Source organism: Vibrio sp. Y58_MX_L22, from assembly GCF_024181865.1.
GTDB classification, from domain to species: domain Bacteria; phylum Pseudomonadota; class Gammaproteobacteria; order Enterobacterales; family Vibrionaceae; genus Vibrio; species Vibrio alginolyticus.
On record NZ_JAMZAN010000001.1, the window covers coordinates 756,602 to 778,478 of the forward strand.

The 21,877-nt window shown below is 44.3% G+C and carries 18 protein-coding genes and 1 pseudogene; 5 read left to right on the forward strand and 14 right to left on the reverse strand.

Translation table 11 applies throughout. From position 1 onward, the window contains the following. Positions 1–30: 30 nt before the first annotated feature. Positions 31–243, reverse strand: a pseudogene (locus NL626_RS03235) (hypothetical protein). Between the two features lie 39 nt (positions 244–282). Between NL626_RS03235 and NL626_RS03240 the strand changes: the two are divergent. The 3 genes from NL626_RS03240 (at position 283) to NL626_RS03250 (ending at position 3,691) form a co-directional block, all read left to right on the forward strand. Further along, the gene (locus tag NL626_RS03240) at positions 283–2,088 is read left to right on the forward strand and encodes an ATP-binding protein (RefSeq protein WP_053307496.1); all 1,806 of its coding nucleotides are present in this window, start codon (positions 283–285) and stop codon (positions 2,086–2,088) included. Positions 2,089–2,092: 4 nt separating this feature from the next. Beyond that, a complete protein-coding gene (locus tag NL626_RS03245) occupies positions 2,093–3,430 on the forward strand; it encodes a sigma-54 dependent transcriptional regulator (RefSeq protein WP_017819922.1) in 1,338 nt (445 codons plus the stop codon). Positions 3,431–3,508: 78 nt separating this feature from the next. Continuing rightward, the gene (locus NL626_RS03250) at positions 3,509–3,691 is read left to right on the forward strand and encodes a hypothetical protein (protein WP_021034161.1); all 183 of its coding nucleotides are present in this window, start codon (positions 3,509–3,511) and stop codon (positions 3,689–3,691) included. A 33-nt stretch (positions 3,692–3,724) separates the two neighbouring features. Here NL626_RS03250 and NL626_RS03255 read toward each other — a convergent pair whose 3' ends face one another. From NL626_RS03255 to NL626_RS03315, 13 genes are all read right to left on the reverse strand, one after another. Then, complete coding sequence (locus NL626_RS03255) at positions 3,725–5,086, reverse strand: TRAP transporter large permease (RefSeq protein WP_005382255.1); 1,362 nt, start codon at positions 5,084–5,086, stop codon at positions 3,725–3,727. A gap of 3 nt (positions 5,087–5,089) precedes the next feature. Beyond that, the gene (locus tag NL626_RS03260) at positions 5,090–5,764 is read right to left on the reverse strand and encodes a TRAP transporter small permease (RefSeq protein ID WP_005384308.1); all 675 of its coding nucleotides are present in this window, start codon (positions 5,762–5,764) and stop codon (positions 5,090–5,092) included. A gap of 70 nt (positions 5,765–5,834) precedes the next feature. Continuing rightward, complete coding sequence (locus NL626_RS03265; RefSeq protein ID WP_017634784.1) at positions 5,835–6,833, reverse strand: TRAP transporter substrate-binding protein; 999 nt, start codon at positions 6,831–6,833, stop codon at positions 5,835–5,837. Positions 6,834–7,045: 212 nt separating this feature from the next. Beyond that, positions 7,046–8,515 carry a protein adenylyltransferase SelO gene (locus NL626_RS03270; protein ID WP_053303268.1) on the reverse strand — a complete coding sequence of 490 codons (1,470 nt, stop codon included), beginning with the start codon at positions 8,513–8,515 and terminating at the stop codon, positions 7,046–7,048. A gap of 176 nt (positions 8,516–8,691) precedes the next feature. Continuing rightward, a complete protein-coding gene (locus NL626_RS03275; protein WP_151514620.1) occupies positions 8,692–9,504 on the reverse strand; it encodes a sugar transporter in 813 nt (270 codons plus the stop codon). 172 nt (positions 9,505–9,676) lie between these two features. Next, positions 9,677–12,661 (reverse strand): M6 family metalloprotease domain-containing protein, encoded by a 2,985-nt coding sequence (locus NL626_RS03280; protein ID WP_253656982.1) that lies wholly within the window; start codon positions 12,659–12,661, stop codon positions 9,677–9,679. 360 nt (positions 12,662–13,021) lie between these two features. After that, positions 13,022–14,389: a TrkH family potassium uptake protein gene (locus NL626_RS03285; protein WP_025766961.1), complete on the reverse strand. Its 1,368-nt coding sequence runs from the start codon at positions 14,387–14,389 to the stop codon at positions 13,022–13,024. Next, positions 14,386–15,048: a TrkA family potassium uptake protein gene (locus NL626_RS03290; RefSeq protein WP_005388291.1), complete on the reverse strand. Its 663-nt coding sequence runs from the start codon at positions 15,046–15,048 to the stop codon at positions 14,386–14,388. Before NL626_RS03290 ends, NL626_RS03285 begins: the two co-directional genes overlap by 4 nt. Before the next feature lie 253 nt (positions 15,049–15,301). Beyond that, the gene (locus NL626_RS03295; RefSeq protein ID WP_005382264.1) at positions 15,302–16,510 is read right to left on the reverse strand and encodes a DEAD/DEAH box helicase; all 1,209 of its coding nucleotides are present in this window, start codon (positions 16,508–16,510) and stop codon (positions 15,302–15,304) included. A 99-nt stretch (positions 16,511–16,609) separates the two neighbouring features. Beyond that, positions 16,610–17,350 carry a transglycosylase SLT domain-containing protein gene (locus NL626_RS03300; protein ID WP_081008346.1) on the reverse strand — a complete coding sequence of 247 codons (741 nt, stop codon included), beginning with the start codon at positions 17,348–17,350 and terminating at the stop codon, positions 16,610–16,612. Positions 17,351–17,560: 210 nt separating this feature from the next. After that, positions 17,561–18,805 carry an NAD(P)/FAD-dependent oxidoreductase gene (locus NL626_RS03305; protein WP_054865735.1) on the reverse strand — a complete coding sequence of 415 codons (1,245 nt, stop codon included), beginning with the start codon at positions 18,803–18,805 and terminating at the stop codon, positions 17,561–17,563. Between the two features lie 7 nt (positions 18,806–18,812). After that, positions 18,813–19,880, reverse strand: a complete 1,068-nt coding sequence (locus NL626_RS03310) for a class I SAM-dependent methyltransferase (protein ID WP_053307501.1) — start codon at positions 19,878–19,880, stop codon at positions 18,813–18,815. Between the two features lie 27 nt (positions 19,881–19,907). After that, the gene (locus NL626_RS03315; RefSeq protein ID WP_005382272.1) at positions 19,908–20,306 is read right to left on the reverse strand and encodes a hypothetical protein; all 399 of its coding nucleotides are present in this window, start codon (positions 20,304–20,306) and stop codon (positions 19,908–19,910) included. Positions 20,307–20,382: 76 nt separating this feature from the next. Here NL626_RS03315 and NL626_RS03320 point away from each other — a divergent pair, with 76 nt between their 5' ends. Both NL626_RS03320 and NL626_RS03325 read left to right on the forward strand, forming a co-directional pair. After that, the gene (locus tag NL626_RS03320) at positions 20,383–21,111 is read left to right on the forward strand and encodes a beta-ketoacyl synthase chain length factor (protein ID WP_005388301.1); all 729 of its coding nucleotides are present in this window, start codon (positions 20,383–20,385) and stop codon (positions 21,109–21,111) included. Then, positions 21,108–21,875: a 1-acyl-sn-glycerol-3-phosphate acyltransferase gene (locus NL626_RS03325; RefSeq protein ID WP_005388305.1), complete on the forward strand. Its 768-nt coding sequence runs from the start codon at positions 21,108–21,110 to the stop codon at positions 21,873–21,875. Before NL626_RS03320 ends, NL626_RS03325 begins: the two co-directional genes overlap by 4 nt. The last annotated feature ends 2 nt before the right edge of the window (positions 21,876–21,877 follow it).

Genomic DNA, 21,877 nt, shown 5'->3' on the forward strand with positions numbered 1-21,877 from the left:
CCAATAGCCACTATGTGGACATTGTCTGCGCTAAATTCTCGAATGCTGACCCATTTTTTCTTCAAAAATGCGATTCAGACACCGTCTAAGCATCGCCAGCATATCTAGAATGGGGACAATAGCGACTTTTTCAAGAGAATCGACCGGTTTTTTTATCGAAAAGCCTAAAAAGAGATCTTGCTCTTGTTTTACTCCACAGAGTTGAAAACTAAATCCCTAATCCTTCCTACAAACTATTAACATTTTCTTACGTGACCAAAGGAAGTTGTAAGGAGTGTAAGGATGTCGCAAAAAAAACGGATTCTGCTGACATTTTTTGCTTTCTATTTCCTGTCCGCAATTATCGGTGGCCATTGGGTTTGGCAGACCAGTTATCAATCTCTACTTGATAAACACCAATCACAGCTGGAGCAGTTTTCTGGCCATATAAAAAATAAACTCGATAAGTACGCCCATATCCCAAATCTTCTCGCTAAAGATGATCCTCTTTATCAAGCGCTTCTGCACCCCAACAACAGTGCGCAACTGGAAATCACTAATCGGTATTTAGAATCCGTTAATGCCGTGATTGAAGCAGCGGATACGTACTTAATCGATCAATGGGGTACAACGATCGCGGCCAGCAACTGGCGTAAAGAGCGCTCCTTTATCGGTCGAAATTTTGCATTTCGACCTTATTTCAAACAAGCCATTGTAGGTAAACGAAGCCAATACTACGCACTGGGCTCAACATCTGGTAAACGTGGCTACTACTATTCTTATCCCATCGTATACGCTGGCGGTGTACTTGGTGTCGTCGTGGTGAAGATGGACCTAAGTAAGATAGAGGACAACTGGCAGCAACCTAACAGTGTTTTTGTCGCCAGCGACCCATACGGAATTGTTTTCATGAGTAGCCGAAGTGAATGGCTACTCAAAAGCTTACAACCACTGACAAAAAAAGAGAAAAAGCAAGTTTGGGCAAGCCAACAATATCTTGATGCGCCAATTGAAACGCTTGGATTAGTAGGTAGTTTGGACGAGGTGCATTCTGAGCTTAAACAGGGTTACCCATACAATAAAGGAACCTTGGTGGTCTCTTCGCTGCCCCTTCCCGAACTCAAACTGACAATTCGTGTGCTGTCTCCTAAACAGTCGATCGTTTGGTTCACCATGGGTTACATCTTTGTACTCACTCTAGCATTCATGGTTTTGTTTTTAATTGGTCAGCTTATCTATCACCGTCAACAGCGTCACTTGCAAATTGAACGAATTCAACAAGAAGCCAATCAAAAGTTGGAATATCAAGTCATGGCACGGACTGCCGAGTTGCAAGCTGAGATCGCACAGCGTATCGATACCGAGCAAACTTTACGCGTTACTCAAGATGAATTGGTGCAAGCAGCGAAACTCGCGGTGTTAGGACAAATGTCAGCCAGTATCAGCCATGAACTGAATAATCCACTTGCGGCAATTCGTAGCTTTGCGGAGAACGGCAAGCTGTTTCTAAAAAAAGAAAAATATGAGCGAGTGGAAGATAATCTCACTCGCATTTCTGCTCTCACTGACCGTATGGCAAATATCAGTCAGCAACTTCGCTCTTTCGCCAAAAAAACCAGTGGTGACGAGTTGGCTCAATCTCGATTGTTCCCTGTGATTGCCTCTGTAAAAGAACTGATGAAGCCCGCATTTAAATCAGGGCGCGTCACGTTAGAAACAAATTTGCCAAAGCATGATGTTGAAGTGCAGATCAATATTATTCAACTGGAGCAAGTGTTGGTCAATTTACTGACTAATGCGATAGAAGCACTCAAAGAACAACAAGACAAACAGGTAGAATTATCTGTAGAACACGATGAGCACACTGATTTGGTTTGGATTCATGTTGATGATAATGGCCCAGGGCTTGGCTCTTTCTCACTTTCTGATTTATGTGAACCGTTTCTAACTACTAAACTGAACGGTTTAGGTTTGGGTCTCTCTATCTCGCAACAAATCTTAGCCAGTATGAATGGAAAATTATGTGCCCATAATCGAGAACAAGGCGGCGCTCGATTCTCATTGTGTTTACCTATCACTTCTTACAACACTGAACCATCAAAAGGATAAGATCATGTGTCAGGTGTTTTTTATTGATGATGAGGCCGATCTCAGACTCGCTATAGAACAGACCTTTGAACTGGCGGATATCGACGCCAAGTTTTTTGTGGATGCAGAATCGGCTTTAATAGCGATGCAGCAAGGAGAAGAAGCTGGCGTCGTGGTCACTGATATCTGTTTGCCGGGCATTTCTGGTATGGATATGCTGACAACTTTGACTCAACGCGATGCAAACTTACCCGTCATCATGATCACGGGACACGGTGATATTTCCATGGCTGTGCAAGCCCTTCATCAAGGCGCTTACGACTTCATTGAGAAACCTTTTGCGCCAGAACATTTGGTTGAAACGGTTAAGCGGGCGATTGAGAAGCGCAAACTAACCAATGAAAATGAAAAACTGCGCCTGTCACTTAAAGCCAGTAAAACCCTTGGTCCACGAGTTATTGGTGAAACCTCTAGCATCCAAATATTACGAGAGACCATCACCCAAATCGCCGATACCGACGCCGATATTTTATTGTTTGGTGAGACCGGTACAGGGAAAGAGTTAATCGCTCGTTCTTTACATGAGCAAAGCTCTCGCCGGAACCAAAACTTTGTCGCCGTAAATTGTGGAGCGGTTCCAGAGAACTTAATTGAGAGTGAACTCTACGGCCATGAAAAAGGCGCATTCACTGGCGCCGAAAGCCGTCGTATCGGTAAATTTGAGTTTGCACAAGGCGGCACACTTTTCTTGGATGAGATCGAGTCGATGCCTATCCAAGCCCAAATTCGTTTATTGAGGGTATTACAAGAGCGCGTGATTGAGCGTGTCGGTTCCAATGAATTATTGCCTTTAGATATTCGAGTGATTGCCGCAACAAAGGTCGATTTAAAACACGCAGCTGAAGAAGGTACTTTCCGTCAGGACCTCTATTATCGGCTCAATGTCGTGACCTTGGATCTCCCGCCACTACGCGAACGAAAAGAAGACATTCCCGCCCTCTTTCACCACTTTCTGTTGGTAGCAGCTTCACGTTATGGCAAAAGCTCACCTAGCTTGTCACCCCAAGATCTAGCGCAACTGATGAGCCATGACTGGCCTGGCAATGTTCGAGAACTCAGAAATGCTGCAGAGCGTTTTGTGCTATTGGGTAAGTTAATTCAGTTGGGAGAATCGAACCCAGTTGCTAAGTCTTCCTCAAGCCTTGCAGAGCAAGTGGCGGAGTTTGAGAGAGCAGCCATTGAAGGCGCTTTATTAGAAAACAACGGTAGTATTAAACAGACAATGTGCCAATTGAATGTGCCAAGAAAAACCCTTTACGACAAGATGCAGCGCTACCAAATAAATAAAGACCTTTACAAATAAAACACGTTCAAATAGCTGGCATTATATTCAACTTGAATCATAATTTTTAACAACGGATTTATCATGGTTGTTATAGATATGAACGAAAAAGTGAGAATACCGATTGTTACAGATACCGTGCTCGTAGACGGTTGCTATCAAGAAGAGAGAAGATTCGGTGAAGAGCGTCGCAAAAATAAAAAGAGGTGGCGACACTATGAACGTCGAATTAATTCAGACCCGCGCAAAACTTGTTACAAGTCAATAGACGAAGAGGTGTGAATTCTCACACCTCTTTCTACTTTCTGGCTTCCATTACTTGGTAATGATCTCCGGCCCCATCAAGGTAGTAGGCAACCAAGTCGAAACCCATGGTACATATGTGACGATAATTAGGAATAAGAACATCACTCCAACCCAGGGTAATGCTGCCTTCACTACGTTCATCATCGACATTTTGGCAACACCAGCGGTCACAAATAAGTTAAGACCCACGGGCGGCGTTATCATTCCTATCTCCATATTCACCACCATCATTATGCCCAAATGAATTGGGTCTATGCCTAATGCAATGGCAATTGGGAACACGAGCGGCGCAACAATGATCAACAAGCCTGATGGCTCCATAAACTGACCACCAATCAACAACAAGACGTTCACCACAATCAAGAAAGTGATTGGTCCGAGACCAGCCGAGAGCATCGACTCGGTGATCATTTGCGGGATGCGTTCTTCCGTTAAAACATGCTTCAAAATTAAGGCATTAGCAATGATGAACAGCAGCATGATGGTGAGTTTGCCCGCTTCATACAGGGTGTGTTTGGTGTCTTTATGAACAAAGGTTTGGAAGATTTTAACGAGCGCAGGTTTAGTGTTTTTCTTGTCTGCAAATGGCCCCATGTCTTTGTATACAAAGTTAGCAATAAAGAATGAGTACACAGCAGCAACCGCAGCGGCTTCTGTCGGCGTAAAGATACCGCCATAGATACCACCAAGAATGATGACGACCAACAACAAGCCCCAGCTTGCATCCTTGGCGGCATCAAAAGTTTCTTTCCAACCGACAAAAGGTTGCTTTGGAAGGTTCTTGATTCTCGCGGCAATGTAAATCGCGATCATCAACATGACACCCGCCAGCAAACCGGGAATCACACCACCAAGGAACATACGTCCAACTGACACATCCGTTGCGGCTGCATACACCACCATCACAATCGAAGGTGGGATCAAAATCCCTAGCGTACCTGCGTTACAAATTACCCCAGAGGCAAACTCTTTTGAGTAACCGTTTTTGATCATGCCTGCGATAACAATACTACCTATGGCAACAACCGTTGCAGGTGAGGAGCCTGACAACGCGGCAAACATCATACACGCTACAACCGAAGCCATCGCCAAACCGCCGCGGAACCAGCCTACAATGGCAATGGCGAAACGAATGATCCGCTTTGCTACGCCACCCGTCGACATAAAGCTTGAAGCCAATATAAAGAATGGAATAGCCAATAGCGTGTAGTGGCCCGCGAATGCATTAAACAGCGTTTGAGCGACTGACGCTAAAGAGGCATCCGAATGCATTAAAAGGAAAAGAACACTGGAAAGGCCCAGCGAAATAGCAATTGGCACGCCAACCAGCATAAAGCCAATTACCATCAAAAATAGAAATAAGATATCCATGGCTTATTGCTCCTTGTTTTTAGCGTCTTGCGAGGCCTTTGGAGCCATTACGTCTTCAGCGTCACTCATCTCAGCTTTAAGAGATTCGAGCTCTTCCTCCGCTTCATGTCCTGCAATCAAGCGATCGAGCTTACCAGTAGCGATTTGCCACGTGACTTGAACAAATCTAAACGTTAGTAGCGCCATTCCAAGTGGCAAAGCGAAGTAAGGAATAAAACGTGGCAGCTTTTCATAACGCTCTCCCTCATTTAGCCAGTCGGCCATGAACTGGAGTATTTCAGGCATCGGAATATCGTCCGTTTCATACCACGCTCGGTCAGTAGCGAACGGATACCAGTAGTTCCAAGCGCCAATTAACAGCAAAATAGAGAAGGCTAAGCAACACATTGCTGCAAAAAGCGCCAGGGCTTTTCGTTTACCTTCCGGAACGATGTTAATAATGACATCGACACCAATATGAAAGTGTTTTTTCACACCATAAGATGCGCCAACCAACACCATCCATGCGAACATGAAAACGGTGAGCTCAAGCGCCCAAAGAATATTGTCGTTAAAGACATAACGAAAGATGACATTGGCAAAGGTCAGCAAGGTCATGGCACCCAAGAAGAAAGCAATCAAAGTCTCTTCAATGGCATCAGTGATTCGTCCAGCCTTGGCAAAAAAAGTCTGTTCCATAATTACATCACGTCGTCTGTAGGGGGAAAGAGCCCCCTCAGTTTGAGAGGGCTAAATGTGCTAGGTGTTATTATTTTTGGTTAGACGCCAAAGCGGCTTCGATTAGGTCAGAACCAATGTCTTTTTCGAACTTCTTCCATACTGGTTGAAGTGCAGTGACCCACTCTTGGCGCTGTTCTGGCGTTAGAGTACGAACCACACCACCGGCTTCGATGATATTGTTCTTATTCGCAAGGTTTACTTTGGTTGACTCAGCATTACGCTGAGCAGTTACCTCTTGAATAATGGTGTTTAACTGCTCGCGCTGATCATCTGGTAGGTTTTTCCAGAAGTCGTTTGACGTCACAACTAAGTAATCCAGAATTCCGTGGTTCGTTTCCGTAATGCCATCTTGAACTTCGAAGAATTTTTTGCCGTAAATGTTTGACCAAGTATTTTCTTGACCATCAATAACCTTAGTTTGCAAGCCGCCGTAAACTTCTTTGAACGACATTTTTTGTGGGTTAGCACCTAGCTGCTCAAACTGAGCAACGAGTACATCAGACGCTTGAACACGGAACTTAAGTCCTTCAGCATCAGTTGGAGAAATGAGCGGCTTGTTGGCTGACATTTGCTTCATGCCGTTATGCCAAAACGCAATGCCTTGTAGGCCACGACGTTTCATTGAATTTTTCAGCTTTTCACCCGCTTCCGAGTTTTGGAAACGGTCAACCGCGTCGACATCATCGAACAAGAAAGGGAGATCGAAAAGGCGGTACTTCTTGGTGAATTTCTCAAACTTAGAAAGAGAAGGAGCAGCGAGTTGAACATCACCATTCAGTAGCGCTTCCAACACTTTGTCATCATCATAAAGTGTTGAGTTAGGAAACACCTGCATACAGACTTTACCGTTCATCTCTTCGTTGACGCGCTTTTCAAGTAACGAAGCCGCGATGCCTTTAGGGTGTTTGTCCGCATTCGTTACATGGCTAAACTTGATGACCGTTTCACCCGGGTCACAATTTGCGGCAGCATTAAAACTGGTAACAGCAAGTGCAGAGACAGATAGTAGAGTTAGAGGCTTAAACATTATTATTCTCCTTGTTGAATCACATCCCATCCCGTCCATGAGTAACTAGGTGTTAGGCGATGGGTACGGATGTTCAACAAAGAGCAATTAATGGACCATGTTAAAATTTATATATATTTCAATAAATTAACAAAGCCCGTTAACATGAATCCGAAGTGTAACGAGTGAATTCCACCCAAGAAAAAGATATAAATGGGTGGGAAATGACCCATTTATGAAGAACAGCTTATCTCCATTTTCTTCCCCCATTCCGGCGGCAATTTCGCATAATCATCAAACTCGGGTTGCTCATCAAATGGGCGTTTTAACAGTTCGGCCAATCGGTGTAATTCGCTAAAGTCCCCTTCTTCCGCTTTATCAATCGCCAACTGAGCCAAGTAGTTACGCAAGATGTATTTGGGATTGGCTTGACGCATCTGTTTGCAACGCTGTTCGGTTGAAATCAGGCCCCCTAGTTCATCAACCTCTAGCTCACACCGAGCTAAGTACAGATCAAGCCAAGCTCGCGCAGCTTCTCGGTCGAGAAATAAATCGATTACGGCTTGGGAAGGCGCATTATCAAGGTTTGAAAGCGTTCTGAAGAAGCGAGTGTAGTCCGTTTTGTTCTGGTGAAGAAGCTCAAACATAGCTTCAAACAAACGCCCATCTTCCGCTATCTTGGTTTTTAAGCCCAACTTTTCACGCATGAGGCGGCTGAACTGCTGGCTTAAATGAACTTCAAATTGACTCAACGACGATTCTAAATCTTCTCGTTCAACGAGTGGCGATAGCGCATGCGCCAGTGCTGACAGGTTCCAAAGCGCAATTCTAGGCTGTTGATCAAATGCGTAACGACCCTGGTAGTCTGAATGATTACAAATGTATCCCGGCTCATAATCATCAAGAAAGCCAAACGGACCATAATCAAAAGTTTGCCCAAGAATTGACATGTTATCGGTATTCATCACACCATGCGCAAAACCAAAAGCTTGCCAATATGCGATCATCTCGGCTGTTTTAGTCACGATGGCGTCAAACATCGCGGCATATGGTTTCTCCGCCGATGCACAATCAGCAAAGTGCCACTCAATCACCTTATCCGCCAACAGCTTCTGCTCTGCTAACTGGTTGGTGTAAAAGAAATGCTCAAAGTGACCGAATCGAACATGGGTTTCAGCCATTCGAAGTAACAAAGCGCCCGATTCCGTTTTTTCTCGATAAACAGGTGTATCACTGACCATCATACCAAGAGCACGTGTCGTGGGAACCCCAAGGCCCGCCATGGCTTCACTGCACAAGTACTCACGGATAGTTGAGCGTAATACCGCTCGCCCATCCCCCATTCGCGAGTAAGGCGTTAGCCCTGCACCTTTGAGGTGAAGATCAAACCAAGTACCATCCTGATGCTCAATTTCTGCCAACAGTAATCCACGTCCATCGCCCAAATCTGGGTTGTAAACGCCAAACTGATGGCCTGCATATTTCATCGCAAGAGGACGAAATTGTTCGAATTCACTTAGCCCAGAAAAAACCGCCAATAACTCATCGTTTTGCTCTTCTGGTAAACCAAACTGCTGTGCAAACTCACCATTCCAAGCGACCCAGCGAGTGTTGTCCAAGGGTTGTGGCTCGACCAACGTATAGAACGCTGACGGTAATTGACTAAAGCGATGGGTGAAATTGACCCGTTGCCAAATGGACATGTAGGGTTCCTTAATAAAAAGAAGTACTGTTGTGAGTATACGTGTGAATGTCCCTTTCATTCAGCCATGAAATGGGCATGGGTATTTTGCGTGAATAACGCGAAAGCGGCAGGAAGGTATCAACCTGCCGCAGACCGTCTCCTAAACGGAGGTAGCATGTAAAAACGATCAAAGGGTTAAGCGGAAAATTCTTCACCCGTTTTTGGTGGCTGTGATGGCGTATCAAAACGAGCGCGTTCGATATCCACTACCGTTTTATAGCTCAACGATAACAATGCCAGCTGGTACGCGCCAAAAATACCATAGGCCACACCGACGAGGCTCAACATAAAGAGATTCGTAAAGTGGCTAAAGATCAGCTGACTGAGCAAGCCCGCACCCAATGGAATTAGTCCCATCAAAATGAATACTTGTTTGTTGTATGCTCTGCTCTGGTTCCACGAACGACGCAAACTGCGCGGTTGATGATCCATTGCAGTCGCTGGCAACACAAATGACCATCGCGCCATTACCCAATAGCCAGGAATGCTTGCAATCGTTGTGATAATAGCCATAGCAACAAAGTCGGCTTCACCACTTTCTGCAATGTAGATAAACGACAACACAAAGATCGGGATACCAATAACGAGCATCATCATCAGTCCAAACAGTATCCACCAGCCTATGAAACGGAATTCTCGAGCTGACAAACGAAATACATCCAACGCAGAGTGCATGTAATCGCCGGCTAAATAAATTCGATGCACACGCACAGCCGCCATAGCGGCAACAAGTGGGTACAAAATAATTGTGACGAAATAAAATCCTGAGACATTGCCTTCTTGAACGTTCGCTTGATCTTGCCCCGTCATTTCAGGATACATAAAAGCAAAAATTGAGTGCACGATAATCAACGGAATACAAGCAATAACAATTGCGAGTAGATTCCTTCTGACCATCACTGCCGCTTCTCGGCATATTTCCGAAACAGAAAAGCCCTCGGTAGACATATAACATCCTTAGTTCATAAAAATCGGCCCCTAGGGTAACCGCAGAGTAGAAAAATCGCTTTAAAAATAATGAGAAACACATCTCATAAGATAATGAGAACGAAACCAAAATAAATCAGATAAAAAATAAGCCACTCAATGTGAGTGGCTTATACCGCAATTCAATACCGTTTTAGACGCGACGTCGCCAGCCTAATGTTGCAAGTAACATCAAAGCCCAATAAGAAACACTGCCGCTACCTTCAGAGTTCTTGAATGTCGTTGTCTTCAAATAAGCAACAACCGTCACGATAACTTCACCCGTAGCAGTGGCACCATGACCGTCTGAAACCGTATATTGCAGCTTGATGCCGTCAGTAGGGCTATCCGGTGCTTGAAAACGGATTTTGCCATTCTCTACACTCGCACTTCCCACACCCGTTACGTTCTGTACACTTTCTACAACCAGTTTATCGCCGTTCACATCCGAATCATTGCTCGCTACATCAATCAGAATACTTTCACCAACGGCAACGGTCGCCGTATCTGCAAGCGTAAGTGGCGCTGCGTTTTTCATGGTTAAATCGACGGTAGCACTGGACGTTTCATTACTAGGATCAGTCACGGTTAAACGGAATGTCAGAACCTCACCAGCTTTTGCACCTTGAGACACCGTAAAGCTTGTGCTAACACTGGTTGCATTGCCAAGAGAAACTGAAGTGCCAGCCAACTGCTCCCATTTATAACTCAACACATCACCATCAGCATCCGTACTATTTAACGCAGACAACGTGACTCGCTGCCCAACCGTCATGTCTTTATTATCAACATCAATCACAGCCACTGGCGCTTCGTTGCTGCCAAGCACTTCCACCTGCACATTCACGATTGAAGATGAGTACGCACCATCAACCGACAACAAACGATATTGGAAAGTGTCCAGACCAACGAAGTTAGCTTCAGGTTGGTACTGGTTGCCAGAGATGGTGCCGTGCTCAGGCTTCTGCACAATGTCCACATTGAACTGATACCCTACCGCCATGAAATCATTGTCCATCAGGTTCAGTTTGATTGGCGTATTTTTATTGGTTTGTAACGAATCAGATTTCGCTTCAACCAAGTTGCTCGCATCCACATTTAATAATGCTGCAAACGGAATATAAGAGAACCCGGCTTTTTCTAGACCAAACGTGCCAATCTCACTGTAATCACCAGTCCACATTACAGGTAGGGAGGCTTTTTCAGTTTTTAGCAAGCGACCGAAATCAAAGTTTGCATCAAATTGACCGCCTTCCAATTCAACGACCAATAAATGCTGACCCGCACTCAATTGGCTTGGTTGGGGGAATAAAATTCGAGATGACTTTTGGAAGTTACCTTGCTGTAAAAGCTCAGCGTTGTTTTGATTCAATATTAATCGATAGCCAATGTTTCCAGAAAATGGGAATCGCCAAACTCGATAAGTCATGTCACTTTGAGCGCTATCTCTTTGCGCGTAAAGTTGAAGACCATCAAGCTCTGTATCACTATTCAAGTCCAGTGACACCGCCAGAGTGTTACTCCCACTCGCGTACACATAACCTTGATGAAGAGAGTTCAGCCATGCTGATTTATTTGGTTCGTTTGTATGCTCAAGAGAAAAGCTACCGCCGTTGGTGTTGCTGGCAATGTTGGAAATACGAACCCCAGTATCAAACCCTGTGATCGCTCTCAGACCCGGGGTCGATGTATCTGAAATGACATCGCCACCATTAGGGTATAAATCGTCAGCGTCACTCCTACCATCATTTTCTAACTCATTCAGACCATCAGCCTGCATGATTTGAACCTGCATCGCGCCAACATCATTAAAGCGGTTCTGGACATTGACCGACGTCGCTAGGATACCTTCAGCCGCCAATGCTCGGTCGTAACCGCTAAAGGTGCGATTTTCCAAGTAAATACGTGGACCAAACTCTTTCAAGTACGGGTCGAGATACACCAGCTTGACATCGTCGTTGTTCACAGAAATAGGCGCTGGACTTTCATGAGTTACCGTTGGTACAACAAAACCAGCAGCGTGTTTGCTCCATGCACTCATGTTCACCGGAGTGTCACCAGCGTATGAATCTCCCGGTTTCTGCGCCCATGAACCGCCACCCATCACGCCCCAAGAGCCGATCGAGGCATCACTGTTCCTTGCGTACAAATCCGGTAAGCCAAGCATTAAGTGGCCAAGCTCGTGTACGATCACGCCCAAGGTCGCTTGATGATCAACTTGATAGTCAGCGAACACACAATAGTCTGTGATCTTTTTACCATCTAGTGTGACATCATCGTGAGAGAATTTGTGCGGCCAAATAGCAGGACGGTTGAGAACCCCTGTTGAACGATCGCCCCCCGCAAAAATAAACATGACAGAGAGTTCTGACGGTTCTACAGTACCATTTTGATTGCTGTCGTAGGCCGAAAGATTAAAGTATGGATCCAGTTTTTGATAAGCCTCGGTGAAAACCGCATTCAACTTGGCGGTGCATGTCTTATCAGTCGAACTAGAGTGACAGTTAGGGTGGCTTTGTGCCACAGTCACATCTATCACACCGTCATTGGCGGTGCCGTAACTCTCAAGTGCAGGAACAACTTTGAATTTACCTTGAGAGTTTTTATCAAAGTAATCCACAACGCTTTGACCATTGGTATTAAATACGCGTTGCTCAAAATCATGCACCATTGCTTGGTCATCAAACGAAACTTGCACAACCAATAGGGGCTGCTGCTTCACCGTTGAACTGCTCATCGCCTGGTAACCTTGCGCCGAACGCAGTAGGTTTTTTCGTGCCATCGGTTCAATGGTTTTTAGAGAAGATAATTGCGGTTTAACTTGTAAATCCGGGCGAAACCTCGCCGACTCAGGTGGCTCACTCGACTGCGTTTTCACCACACCTGTCGAGATCAATATTGGCGTGTCTGACTCGCGCTGAATCCGCGCGAAAAACCAAACGCCGTCTTCCTGAAGTAAGGCATTGCCCTGCTTATCTTCAAACCAGTGGAAATCTGCCGTTCCACGTAGAATTGCCTCACTGGAGCTACCATCGCTCAACGCAATAGTATGCCAAACCGGTGATGGCGGAGTAGTTGCCATGCTCTTCCCTGCAAGAAGCGCAGTTAGCATAGCTATGGCGAGTGTGTTGAATTTCAAAGTACGACTCCATCTTTTCGATTCGTTAATTAATACCAAGCACAACAAACACAAAGTAACCCTATGGGCATAGAGTAAGACTGAGTGACTATTGACGAAGGCTGGTATCAATTCGCTCAGATAACACGACGTAGTTTGGTGTCACACTACAAAAGCGTCGGATTCCAAAACGCTGTTATGAGCGTAGCTTCTGAGAATATAAATTGAGTGAATGAATAGTATCGAAACGAAAGGAAGAAGAAATGAACTTCTACGAATTTGTAGGTAAAACTGGGCAACATTCCACATATTCTATAAATGTACGAGCACTGCTATTAATCAATGCTCGTAATGGTCGCGCGGCCATTGTTGAACGCTATATTAACCTGTAAGAACGGCGTCTTCTGGGTATTTGACCAAGGTAGGTTCAGGACGTGCCAACATGTAGGCAAGCGTGAGCGGCCCAATACGACCAATGATCATCACCACGATCATAATGTATTTACCAGGTTCAGAAAGTTCCGCAGTCAAGCCGGCGGTGAGCCCCACTGTGGCAAATGCGGAAATGGTTTCAAACATAACTTTATCAAAGCTGGCCTTCTCGGTAAGCATCAATAAAAACATTGCGCTTGTCAGGATGGCTCCGCTCACAACGATAATTGCCAATGACTTAGTCACAGTTTGCCAATTTATGGTTCGCTTAAACATAACCACATGTTTCTTTTGGCGTAAAAAGGTCCACGTAGCCATAAACGCAACAGCAAATGTGGAAACTTTAATACCGCCCCCCGTTGAGGTGGAACCCGCTCCAATTAACATCAGAACAATCATGACCAGTAAGGCCGGCTGGGTAAACAACGCCAAGTCAACACTATTAAACCCTGCCGTTCGCGCACTCGCAGATTGAAAGAATGCCGCCAACCATTGCCCTGTTGCAGGTAAAGACGCCATTGTGTTTGGGTTGCTTCGCTCAAGTAACCAAAACATCATCGTTCCGACTAAGAGCAATATCGGTGTCGCAATCAGCATGATTTTGGTGTGAAGATGCAAAAAGTGGAAACCTTTGCGCCAGTTTAGCCAGATGTCACCCACAACAGTAAAACCAAGCCCGCCAAAAATGAATAGCCCCGCCAGTGTAAAGATAACCAACGGATCATTCACAAAGCTCATCATACTGTCAGAAAACAGCGCGAACCCAGCGTTGTTAAATGCAGAAATTGCATGAAACAAGGCGTAAAACATACCAGTCTGCCAGCCCATTTCAGGGACCCAGCGGATAGAGAGAAAAATAAACCCGACCGTTTCTGCAACAAGCGCGAAAACAACAATCCGCTTTACTAGTCGGTTTAGATTGACTTGCCGATCTTGCCCTAATGCTTCTTTCGCCAGCGCTTGTTGACGCAAACTCAAACGCACGCCGAACATATAGAGTAAGACCGCCGACAAAGTCATCTGCCCCAACCCACCGATTTGCATTAAAAACATCAGCAAGATTTTACCCGCAAGCGTAAAGTGTTGCCCAGTATCGACAACACCAAGCCCTGTCACACTAATAGCGGACGTTGCGGTAAACAAAGCATCCGTTATCGACAGGCCCGTAACAGAAAATACTGGCAAGGTTAGCAATACCGCAGAAGGCAGTAAAACACCGAGAAAACTGAGCAATATAATTCGCGGTTCATTGCCTTTCGCTTTCTCTTGTTTACCATCTGGTGCGTAAAAAACACCTTTCTGATGAAAATACGTCATAGCGATTTTAATTTATTTGCGAGCGCATCTTGAGGGCCGACCACAATAATTAGGTCACCAATTTCTAGTGTGGTATTAAGGTCAGGTGCCTTGGTAATTTCTGGGCCCCGTTTAAACCCTAGCACTTGCACGCCATCGACTTTGCACAGAGCCAAATCACTTAGTGTCTTACCCATCCAACGAGAGCCAATCACAAACTCCGTCATAGCTAAGCCACTGCCTAATGGGTGGAACTCAAGAACCCGTTTATCGAGCATTTTACGCGCGACACGTATCCCCATGTCACGCTCAGGCATGATAATGTGGTCTGCGCCAATTTTTTGCAGAACACGAGCTTGGAAGCGGTCGTTGGCTTTAACCCATACTGACTTTACTCCCGCCTCTTTAGCAATCAATGTCGCAAGAATACTGGCATTGACATCCGCTCCGATGGCAATCATCACCATGTCGTAATCATCAAGTTTGAGCTCAGCAACCGTCTCTTCGTGAGTACAGTTAGCCACAACCGCCTGACTAACAAAACTGGCGGCTTCTTTAACTCTGTCTTCGTTGATGTCAACGGCTAAAACTTGAGCGCCTGAATCTTGTAACTCTTTACACACTGCCAAACCAAATCGGCCAAGACCAATAACGGCGAATTGCTTATCACCTGTTTTCATTTGTGCCCCATCTTATTATGCATTCATTAGCAAGCAAAAAAGTTTGCGCCCATTCCTTACCTTGTGCAAACCTGCGGACAGATAATTGACAAAAGCTTAACGCACCTTGATTCACTTTACGTGTTAAGCGTATGACACTGATTAACTTTTTTCCTCATTACCGAATAGAAACCGTCGCGATGGCTACATAATTGGATGCCTTAAAACGCAAAAAGCCGCAAGAATGCGGCTTTTAGATCATGGGATAAACTGGCTATTTTGATTCGCGCTTATCGTGCGGTTTACGTTTATTCTTAGGCACGTAATTTAAAATTGAAATTGGTACTGGCTTTCTTGGCGCAAAACCTTCAATTTCCACTCGCTCTAGCAAGTGCCCTAAACGACTTTCAATCATGCAGAGGTTCTTAAAGTCGTCTTTTGAAACCAGTGATATCGCCTCACCTTTCGCGCCAGCACGACCTGTACGACCAATACGATGTACATACTCATCCGCTGGGTAAGGTAAATCGTAGTTGATGACAACTGGCAGATTATCAATATCAATACCGCGCGCAGCAACGCCGGTTGCGACTAAGTACTGGATTTCACCCGCTTTAAACTTTTCTATTAATTCCTGGCGAACACGCTGATTACGGCCACTGTGGAATGCTTCTGCCACAATGCCACGTTTCTCAAGTTGGCTTACCAGTTTGGCTGCGCCGTGTTTAGTTTCAATAAATACCAGTACTTGCGACCAGTCATTTTCTTTAAGCAAGTGACTTAACAGCGACGACTTCATGTCTTTATCGACGGTCGTGATCCACTGTTTAATATTTGATTTTGAGGCACTGTGCTTTGCAATCGTGATCTCTTCAGGATCAATAATCGCATTTTTCGCCAAGTCACGAACAGGGTTAGATAACGTCGCTGAGAACAGCAAACTTTGCACATGTTCTGGCATACAGTCGACGATTTTGTCGATCGCATCGATGAATCCCATATCCAACATTTTGTCGGCTTCATCAAGCACTAGCATTTCCACTTCATCAAAGTGAATCGCGCGTTGACCGTACAGATCAATCAAGCGCCCAGGCGTGCTTACCACAATATCGACCCCCTCGATCAAGGCTTGTTTTTGTGGTGCATAATCCACACCACCAAACATCGCCATTGAGCGTAATGGTAAGTTTTTACCATAAGCTTCAATACTTTGATGAACCTGAAGCGCAAGTTCGCGTGTTGGCGTTAGGATAATCGCACGAGCGCGTTTTTTACGTTGCGTTTCGCCTCGACTAAGCTTTTCTAAGATTGGCAGAACAAAACTGGCCGTTTTACCTGTGCCCGTTTGCGCTGCTGCAATTAAATTGCGGCCACGCAATACGATTGGAATGGCTTTTTGTTGGATAGAAGTGGGTTTTTCATAACCTAGCGCTTTTACTGCATCAGCAATCGATGCGCTTAAACCAAGCTTAGAAAATGGCATAGAAAGGTCTCAACAGAGGAAATGGGCGCGTAGTGTATCAGAATCCCCGTGAAGTAACAGAAGGATTCATGCGCGAAAAACTAGGAACATGACACAATCTTAGCCCATGAAATTGGGCTGCAAACCTTTTTCTAATTTTTTCCTCACTTTGTAGGAAACATCATTAAGCGTGATTTTCCCCGTGTTGTGGCGATCGATACCTGCATTCTGTCGATAGGCAATTGAGCCTTGTCTGAACAAAACGAAAGACGGCGGTTTACCAATCGCAGCAGGGTAGAGAATGGCCATGTAAGCATCTTCTAAGCTATTAATTTTATTTCGATAGGGCCAATAGTACGCTTTCACATAGTCAAGTTGTTCAAGCGCGCTCATTCTCGCAAGAGTCTTTGTGTTCACTCCTAATGACTCTGCGGTAGAGGGCATAAATTGAATTAACCCTGTAGCCCCGCTTCCGGAACCATTTTTGATGCTTGGACTGAAAGTTTCAGCAGTTTCAAATGCCATGCACGCCATAAGATGATTAGGATTGATCTTTAGCTCTTTACTAATACGAATGACTTTAGATTTGAACTCTGGAGAAACTTTACCTCCCCACGCTACCGCGTTCTCGGGATCTGCAATCGAAGAGACCGTTGATGCGTCATGTTCTTCGACAATTTTAGAAAGTAGAGGAAGCGTTTGGCGTAGTCGATGGCTCGAACTCACCAAGCGAATTGATTTGGTAAGAAACTTGTCTTTTTTTTGGTGTAGTTTTTGGAACTTTACTAACTTATACAGTTGCTTATAAACCGTTTTCACAACGAAGCCGGATGTAGGGAACACTCCCAGAATGTAATCCATTTCCTACAAATTTAATATAAATATCAGCAACAGGAATTCTAGATGTGATCAATGTCACCATAAAAATTCTCAAATTCGATACACACCGATGTAAGTGGTCAATGTGTCTCCAACACGCTAGAAGTAAAAGTAAAGAGGCATTAAAAAGGTCTTACTAATTTTTTGGTAAGACCTAGGTTTACTGATTCTCGGATAAGCGAATGTATATTCTTACAGTTCAGCTTCCCGAACCAGTTCTGCAAGCGTCGACAAACGCTGCTCACTTTGTTTTACGTAAGGATTATTCGTATCCCAAGCATATCCAGCCAAAATCGCACTAATCATCTGTTTAATACGTGGGTTCGGGTTTTGATAGAAAATCACATCTTGCAACGTGCCGTTGTACCAGCCTTCCACATAAGTGCGGAATGTGTTCACTCCCACCATTAAGCGTTGCGAGTACTCTTCTTGCCAATCAACCTTTTCACCATTCAGCTGACGAACCACGCAGTCCGCTGCAAACTCTGCCGATTTCATGGCGATAGTGACACCCGATGAAAATACAGGATCAAGAAACTCACCAGCATTACCAAGCAACGCGTAGTGCTCTGTCGCTAAACGTTTGACGTTAGCAGAATAGCCACCCAACTCGCCTGCTGGATTCGGGTAATTCGCATTTCGCAATAAAGCAGCCAAACCCGGCTCTTCATTGGCTAACTGCTGCAACGCTGCAATCTTATCTTCTGGGTATTGTTCGAAAAATTCTGGCTCACCCACCACACCAAACGAACAAGTACCATTAGAGAATGGGATTAGCCAGTACCATACGTCGTGATTTTCAGGATGAACTGAAATTAAAATTTTGTTGCGATCGTATTCCGGCTCTTGGGGAGAGATATGATCTTCGATATGGGTAAAGATCGCTTTTCTAGGCGGAAGACAAGAAGGTTCTTCTAGCTCCAACAAGCGTGGCAAAACACGCCCAAAGCCACTTGCATCCAGCACAAAATCTGCTTCGATTTGATAAGCCTTCTTATTTGAGTCGAGCACTTCTAATCGAGACTTTTTCCCTTCAAACGCTAGGTTGAGCAGTTCATGCTGATAGCGAATCTCTACGCCTTGCTCTTCAGCGCTATCTGCCAATACTTTATCAAAGTTGGCACGTTGAACCTGAAACGTCGTGCCCGGTCCTGGCGTGTATTTGTTTGTAAAGTCGAACTGGGTGTATACACCATGACGACGAAATGCAGCACCATCTTTATACTGGAAGCCAAACTGCTTTACTGCATTGGTCATTCCTGCTTGTTCAACAACTTCCATACATGCAGGGAGTAGGCTTTCTCCTATGGAAAAACGTGGAAAAGTCGCTTTTTCTAAGACAACAACATCTATGCCACGCGATTTTAATAACGCAGAAACGGTTGAACCTGATGGCCCCGCTCCTACGACAACAACTTGCTTGAGCTCTGTTTTCATTCTGAATTTAGTTTGCTTGTAGTTTTAATAAGGTATGACCAAGGCCAATATTGTCGGTTCTTTCAACGACAGATAAACCTGCCGCTTCGACAATTTCTAAGAAATCATCACTGCGATAAAAGCGACTATTACCGTTAGCTAAACAGGTAAAATAAAGAGAAGTGGCATTAAGGCTATAGGAAGCTCCCGCGTATTTTTGAGCATCCCAAAACAGCTCCAATACGTAAATAGTATCTCCCTTCGTTAACTGGGCTTTAACTTTTTTAAGGATATTGAGGATCTCAATTGGGGAAAAGCAATCCAAGAACTGGCTCATCCACCAAACGTCAGCATGCTCCGGCAATGTTTGTGCTTTATCAAGCATGTTTGCAGGGTATGGACGTACACGCTCGACGAACTGGTTTTCTGAAACATTCTTCATCGCTACTTCTAATTGCTGCGGTAAATCAACAATCGTCACTTGAACGTCAGGGTCATGTTTACAACACTGAATCGCCCATTTTCCCGTATTTCCGCCAATATCCACAAGATGCTTTGGCTTGCTTGCAAATACCTCTTTAAGCAGAAGTGGGAACGAGCGATCCGAATAGAAATGATCGAACTTAAACCAGCTCTGTTTGGCTTGTTCTGGTAACGTCGATAGACCTTGATAGATGGTCTCCCAATTGCCCAACTCTTTCAAACCTGACGGTTTACCTTCTTGAATTGCTTCCGTCAAATGCATCATCGCGGCGTAACAAACATCTGCCGTAAAATCCATATTTGCATTCGTCATACCATCATGAAGAAGGTAAAAACCAAGGTTTGCAAGCGAATAGTTAGGTCGTTCCCATAAAACAATATGCGCACTAATCGCCATATCCAACAGTACTTTAACACCATATTCTGATACTCCCGTTTTCTCGGCAATATCTGTGGCACTCATGCCTTGTGCGCCAGCGCTGTCTAAAGCGGCTAAAATACCTAAATCTCGAAGCGTTTTGGCGGTCTGGAACACGATTGGTGCAAAAGATAACTTCTGAGCTTCTGTCTTCGCTTCAAAAGCATTAAAAGGGTCATTATTTTGATTTAACACGGAAAAACCTAACTGCAATTAATAGTTTTATTGTTGAGATTGATTGCCCAACAATGCAATAGCTCGCTGAATATCAACATTCAAGTTGTTTACCCAACGATTGTAATTACGGTGGATTTTGCCATCACTTGCTTTGAGATTTACTGAGTTGAGATAAATAATTGAGTAATATTTATTATTGTATGGGATTTTTACTTCTGCAGAGTGTTTACGAACGTGGATTTTTGCAATAAGAACACCAGGGCTTACTTCTTCGATCGTCCAGCCTCGGTTAGTTGCTGATTGCACTATGGCCATTTTTACTTGTTTATTTTGAAGATCATAAGCAACTGGAGTATCCTCCACATTCATTACAGGTTGTACTCGTCCACAACCAACAAGAAGCAAAGTTAATAATAACGAGACATACAGCTTAAAACGCGACATGATAATTTCCTTTTTATTGTGAATTTGGGTCAACCCCAATTTGTATCGAGCTGTAAAATAAACAATTTAACCCAATATGCCAAACTCGAAGATCAACATTTCGTTCAATATTGATGCGTGGACAGCGAATTCATTCGGTTTATCCGAATCCAATGAATGGAAACAATGGGCAACAGAGATAAAATGGCCAGAAGATGGCAAAATCAATGTTGCAAATATTCCTGCGATGATGCGCAGAAGAATGAGCCCACTCAGTAAACTGGCGGTACAAACTGCAATCGAAATGCTTAATCAACATCAAGTTGATTACCTTGTATTTTCAAGCCGTCATGGTGAACTGCATCGCAGCGTCGCACTAGTTGAAGATATAATTAATGGAGAAGAGGCGTCTCCGATGGCTTTTTCTCAATCGGTGCACAATACCGCCGCAGGGCTTGCCACTATCGCAACTAAACAACCCATTCCCCTAACTTCTATCGCTGCGGCAGAAAACACATTCCAAAGCGCAATATTAGAAGCATGGCTGTTTTTGTCCGACAATCCTGACAAAAAAGTACTGCTTATTGATTTTGATGAGCCTATGCCTGACTCTTACTTAGAATATGAAAACCAACAATACAAAGGGTTTGGACTTGGCTTGATACTTTCTCATGGAGACAAGTTCGCGATACAAAGCTCCATAAACGCAGAACGTTCCGGTCATCCTCTTCCTCAAGGTTTAGTATTTTTGCAACAATACTTGTTAGATAAAAGCCAGTGGACTATTTTCGCTCCGCAACAAGCTTGGGAATGGCACAAAAAATGACTCGCTTAAATCAGTATTGGCGTGTGCTAGCAACAGGCTTTTGTTTTTCAGTATTTGGGTTAGGTGGTTTAGTACTGAGTTTCATTGTTATTCCGACCATTCGTATTTTTGTTTCAGACCAAACGGAACGCGAATATAAAGTTCAGGGTGCGATTCGATATTCATTCAACACATTTTGTAAATTGATGAAGCTAAGTGGCGCAATCGATTATCAAATTATTGGTGCCGATATTCTTCAACAAGATCGTAATTGTTTAATTGTTGCCAACCACCCTAGTTTAATCGATTACGTTCTCATTGCTTCACAATTAAATCGCTGCGACTGTTTAGTAAAATCGGCAATATGGTCGAATCCTTTTATGAAGCACATCGTAAAAGCAGCCGGATATATTCCCAATGAAGCACCGGATGATTTATTAGCACTTTGTGATGAACGATTTAACAAAGGCAACGTGTTGCTTATATTTCCTGAAGGAACAAGAACAACACCAGGTGTAGAGCCGAAATTACAACGCGGTGCAGCACAAATTGCGGTAAGAACAGAACGAGATTTAAGAGTTGTCCATATTACGGTAACGCCAAGTTTCCTCACAAAAGAGAAAAAATGGTATCAAGTACCGGCAACAAAGCCCTTTTTCAGGGTTGAAGTTAAGGATAAAGTTGAGATTACCCCCTTTATAAAGCAAACTACGTCGCCGACAATAGCGGCGCGACGCTTACAACAGCACCTAGCTGAAAACATTTTTCCAGAAAACTTTTATTAATA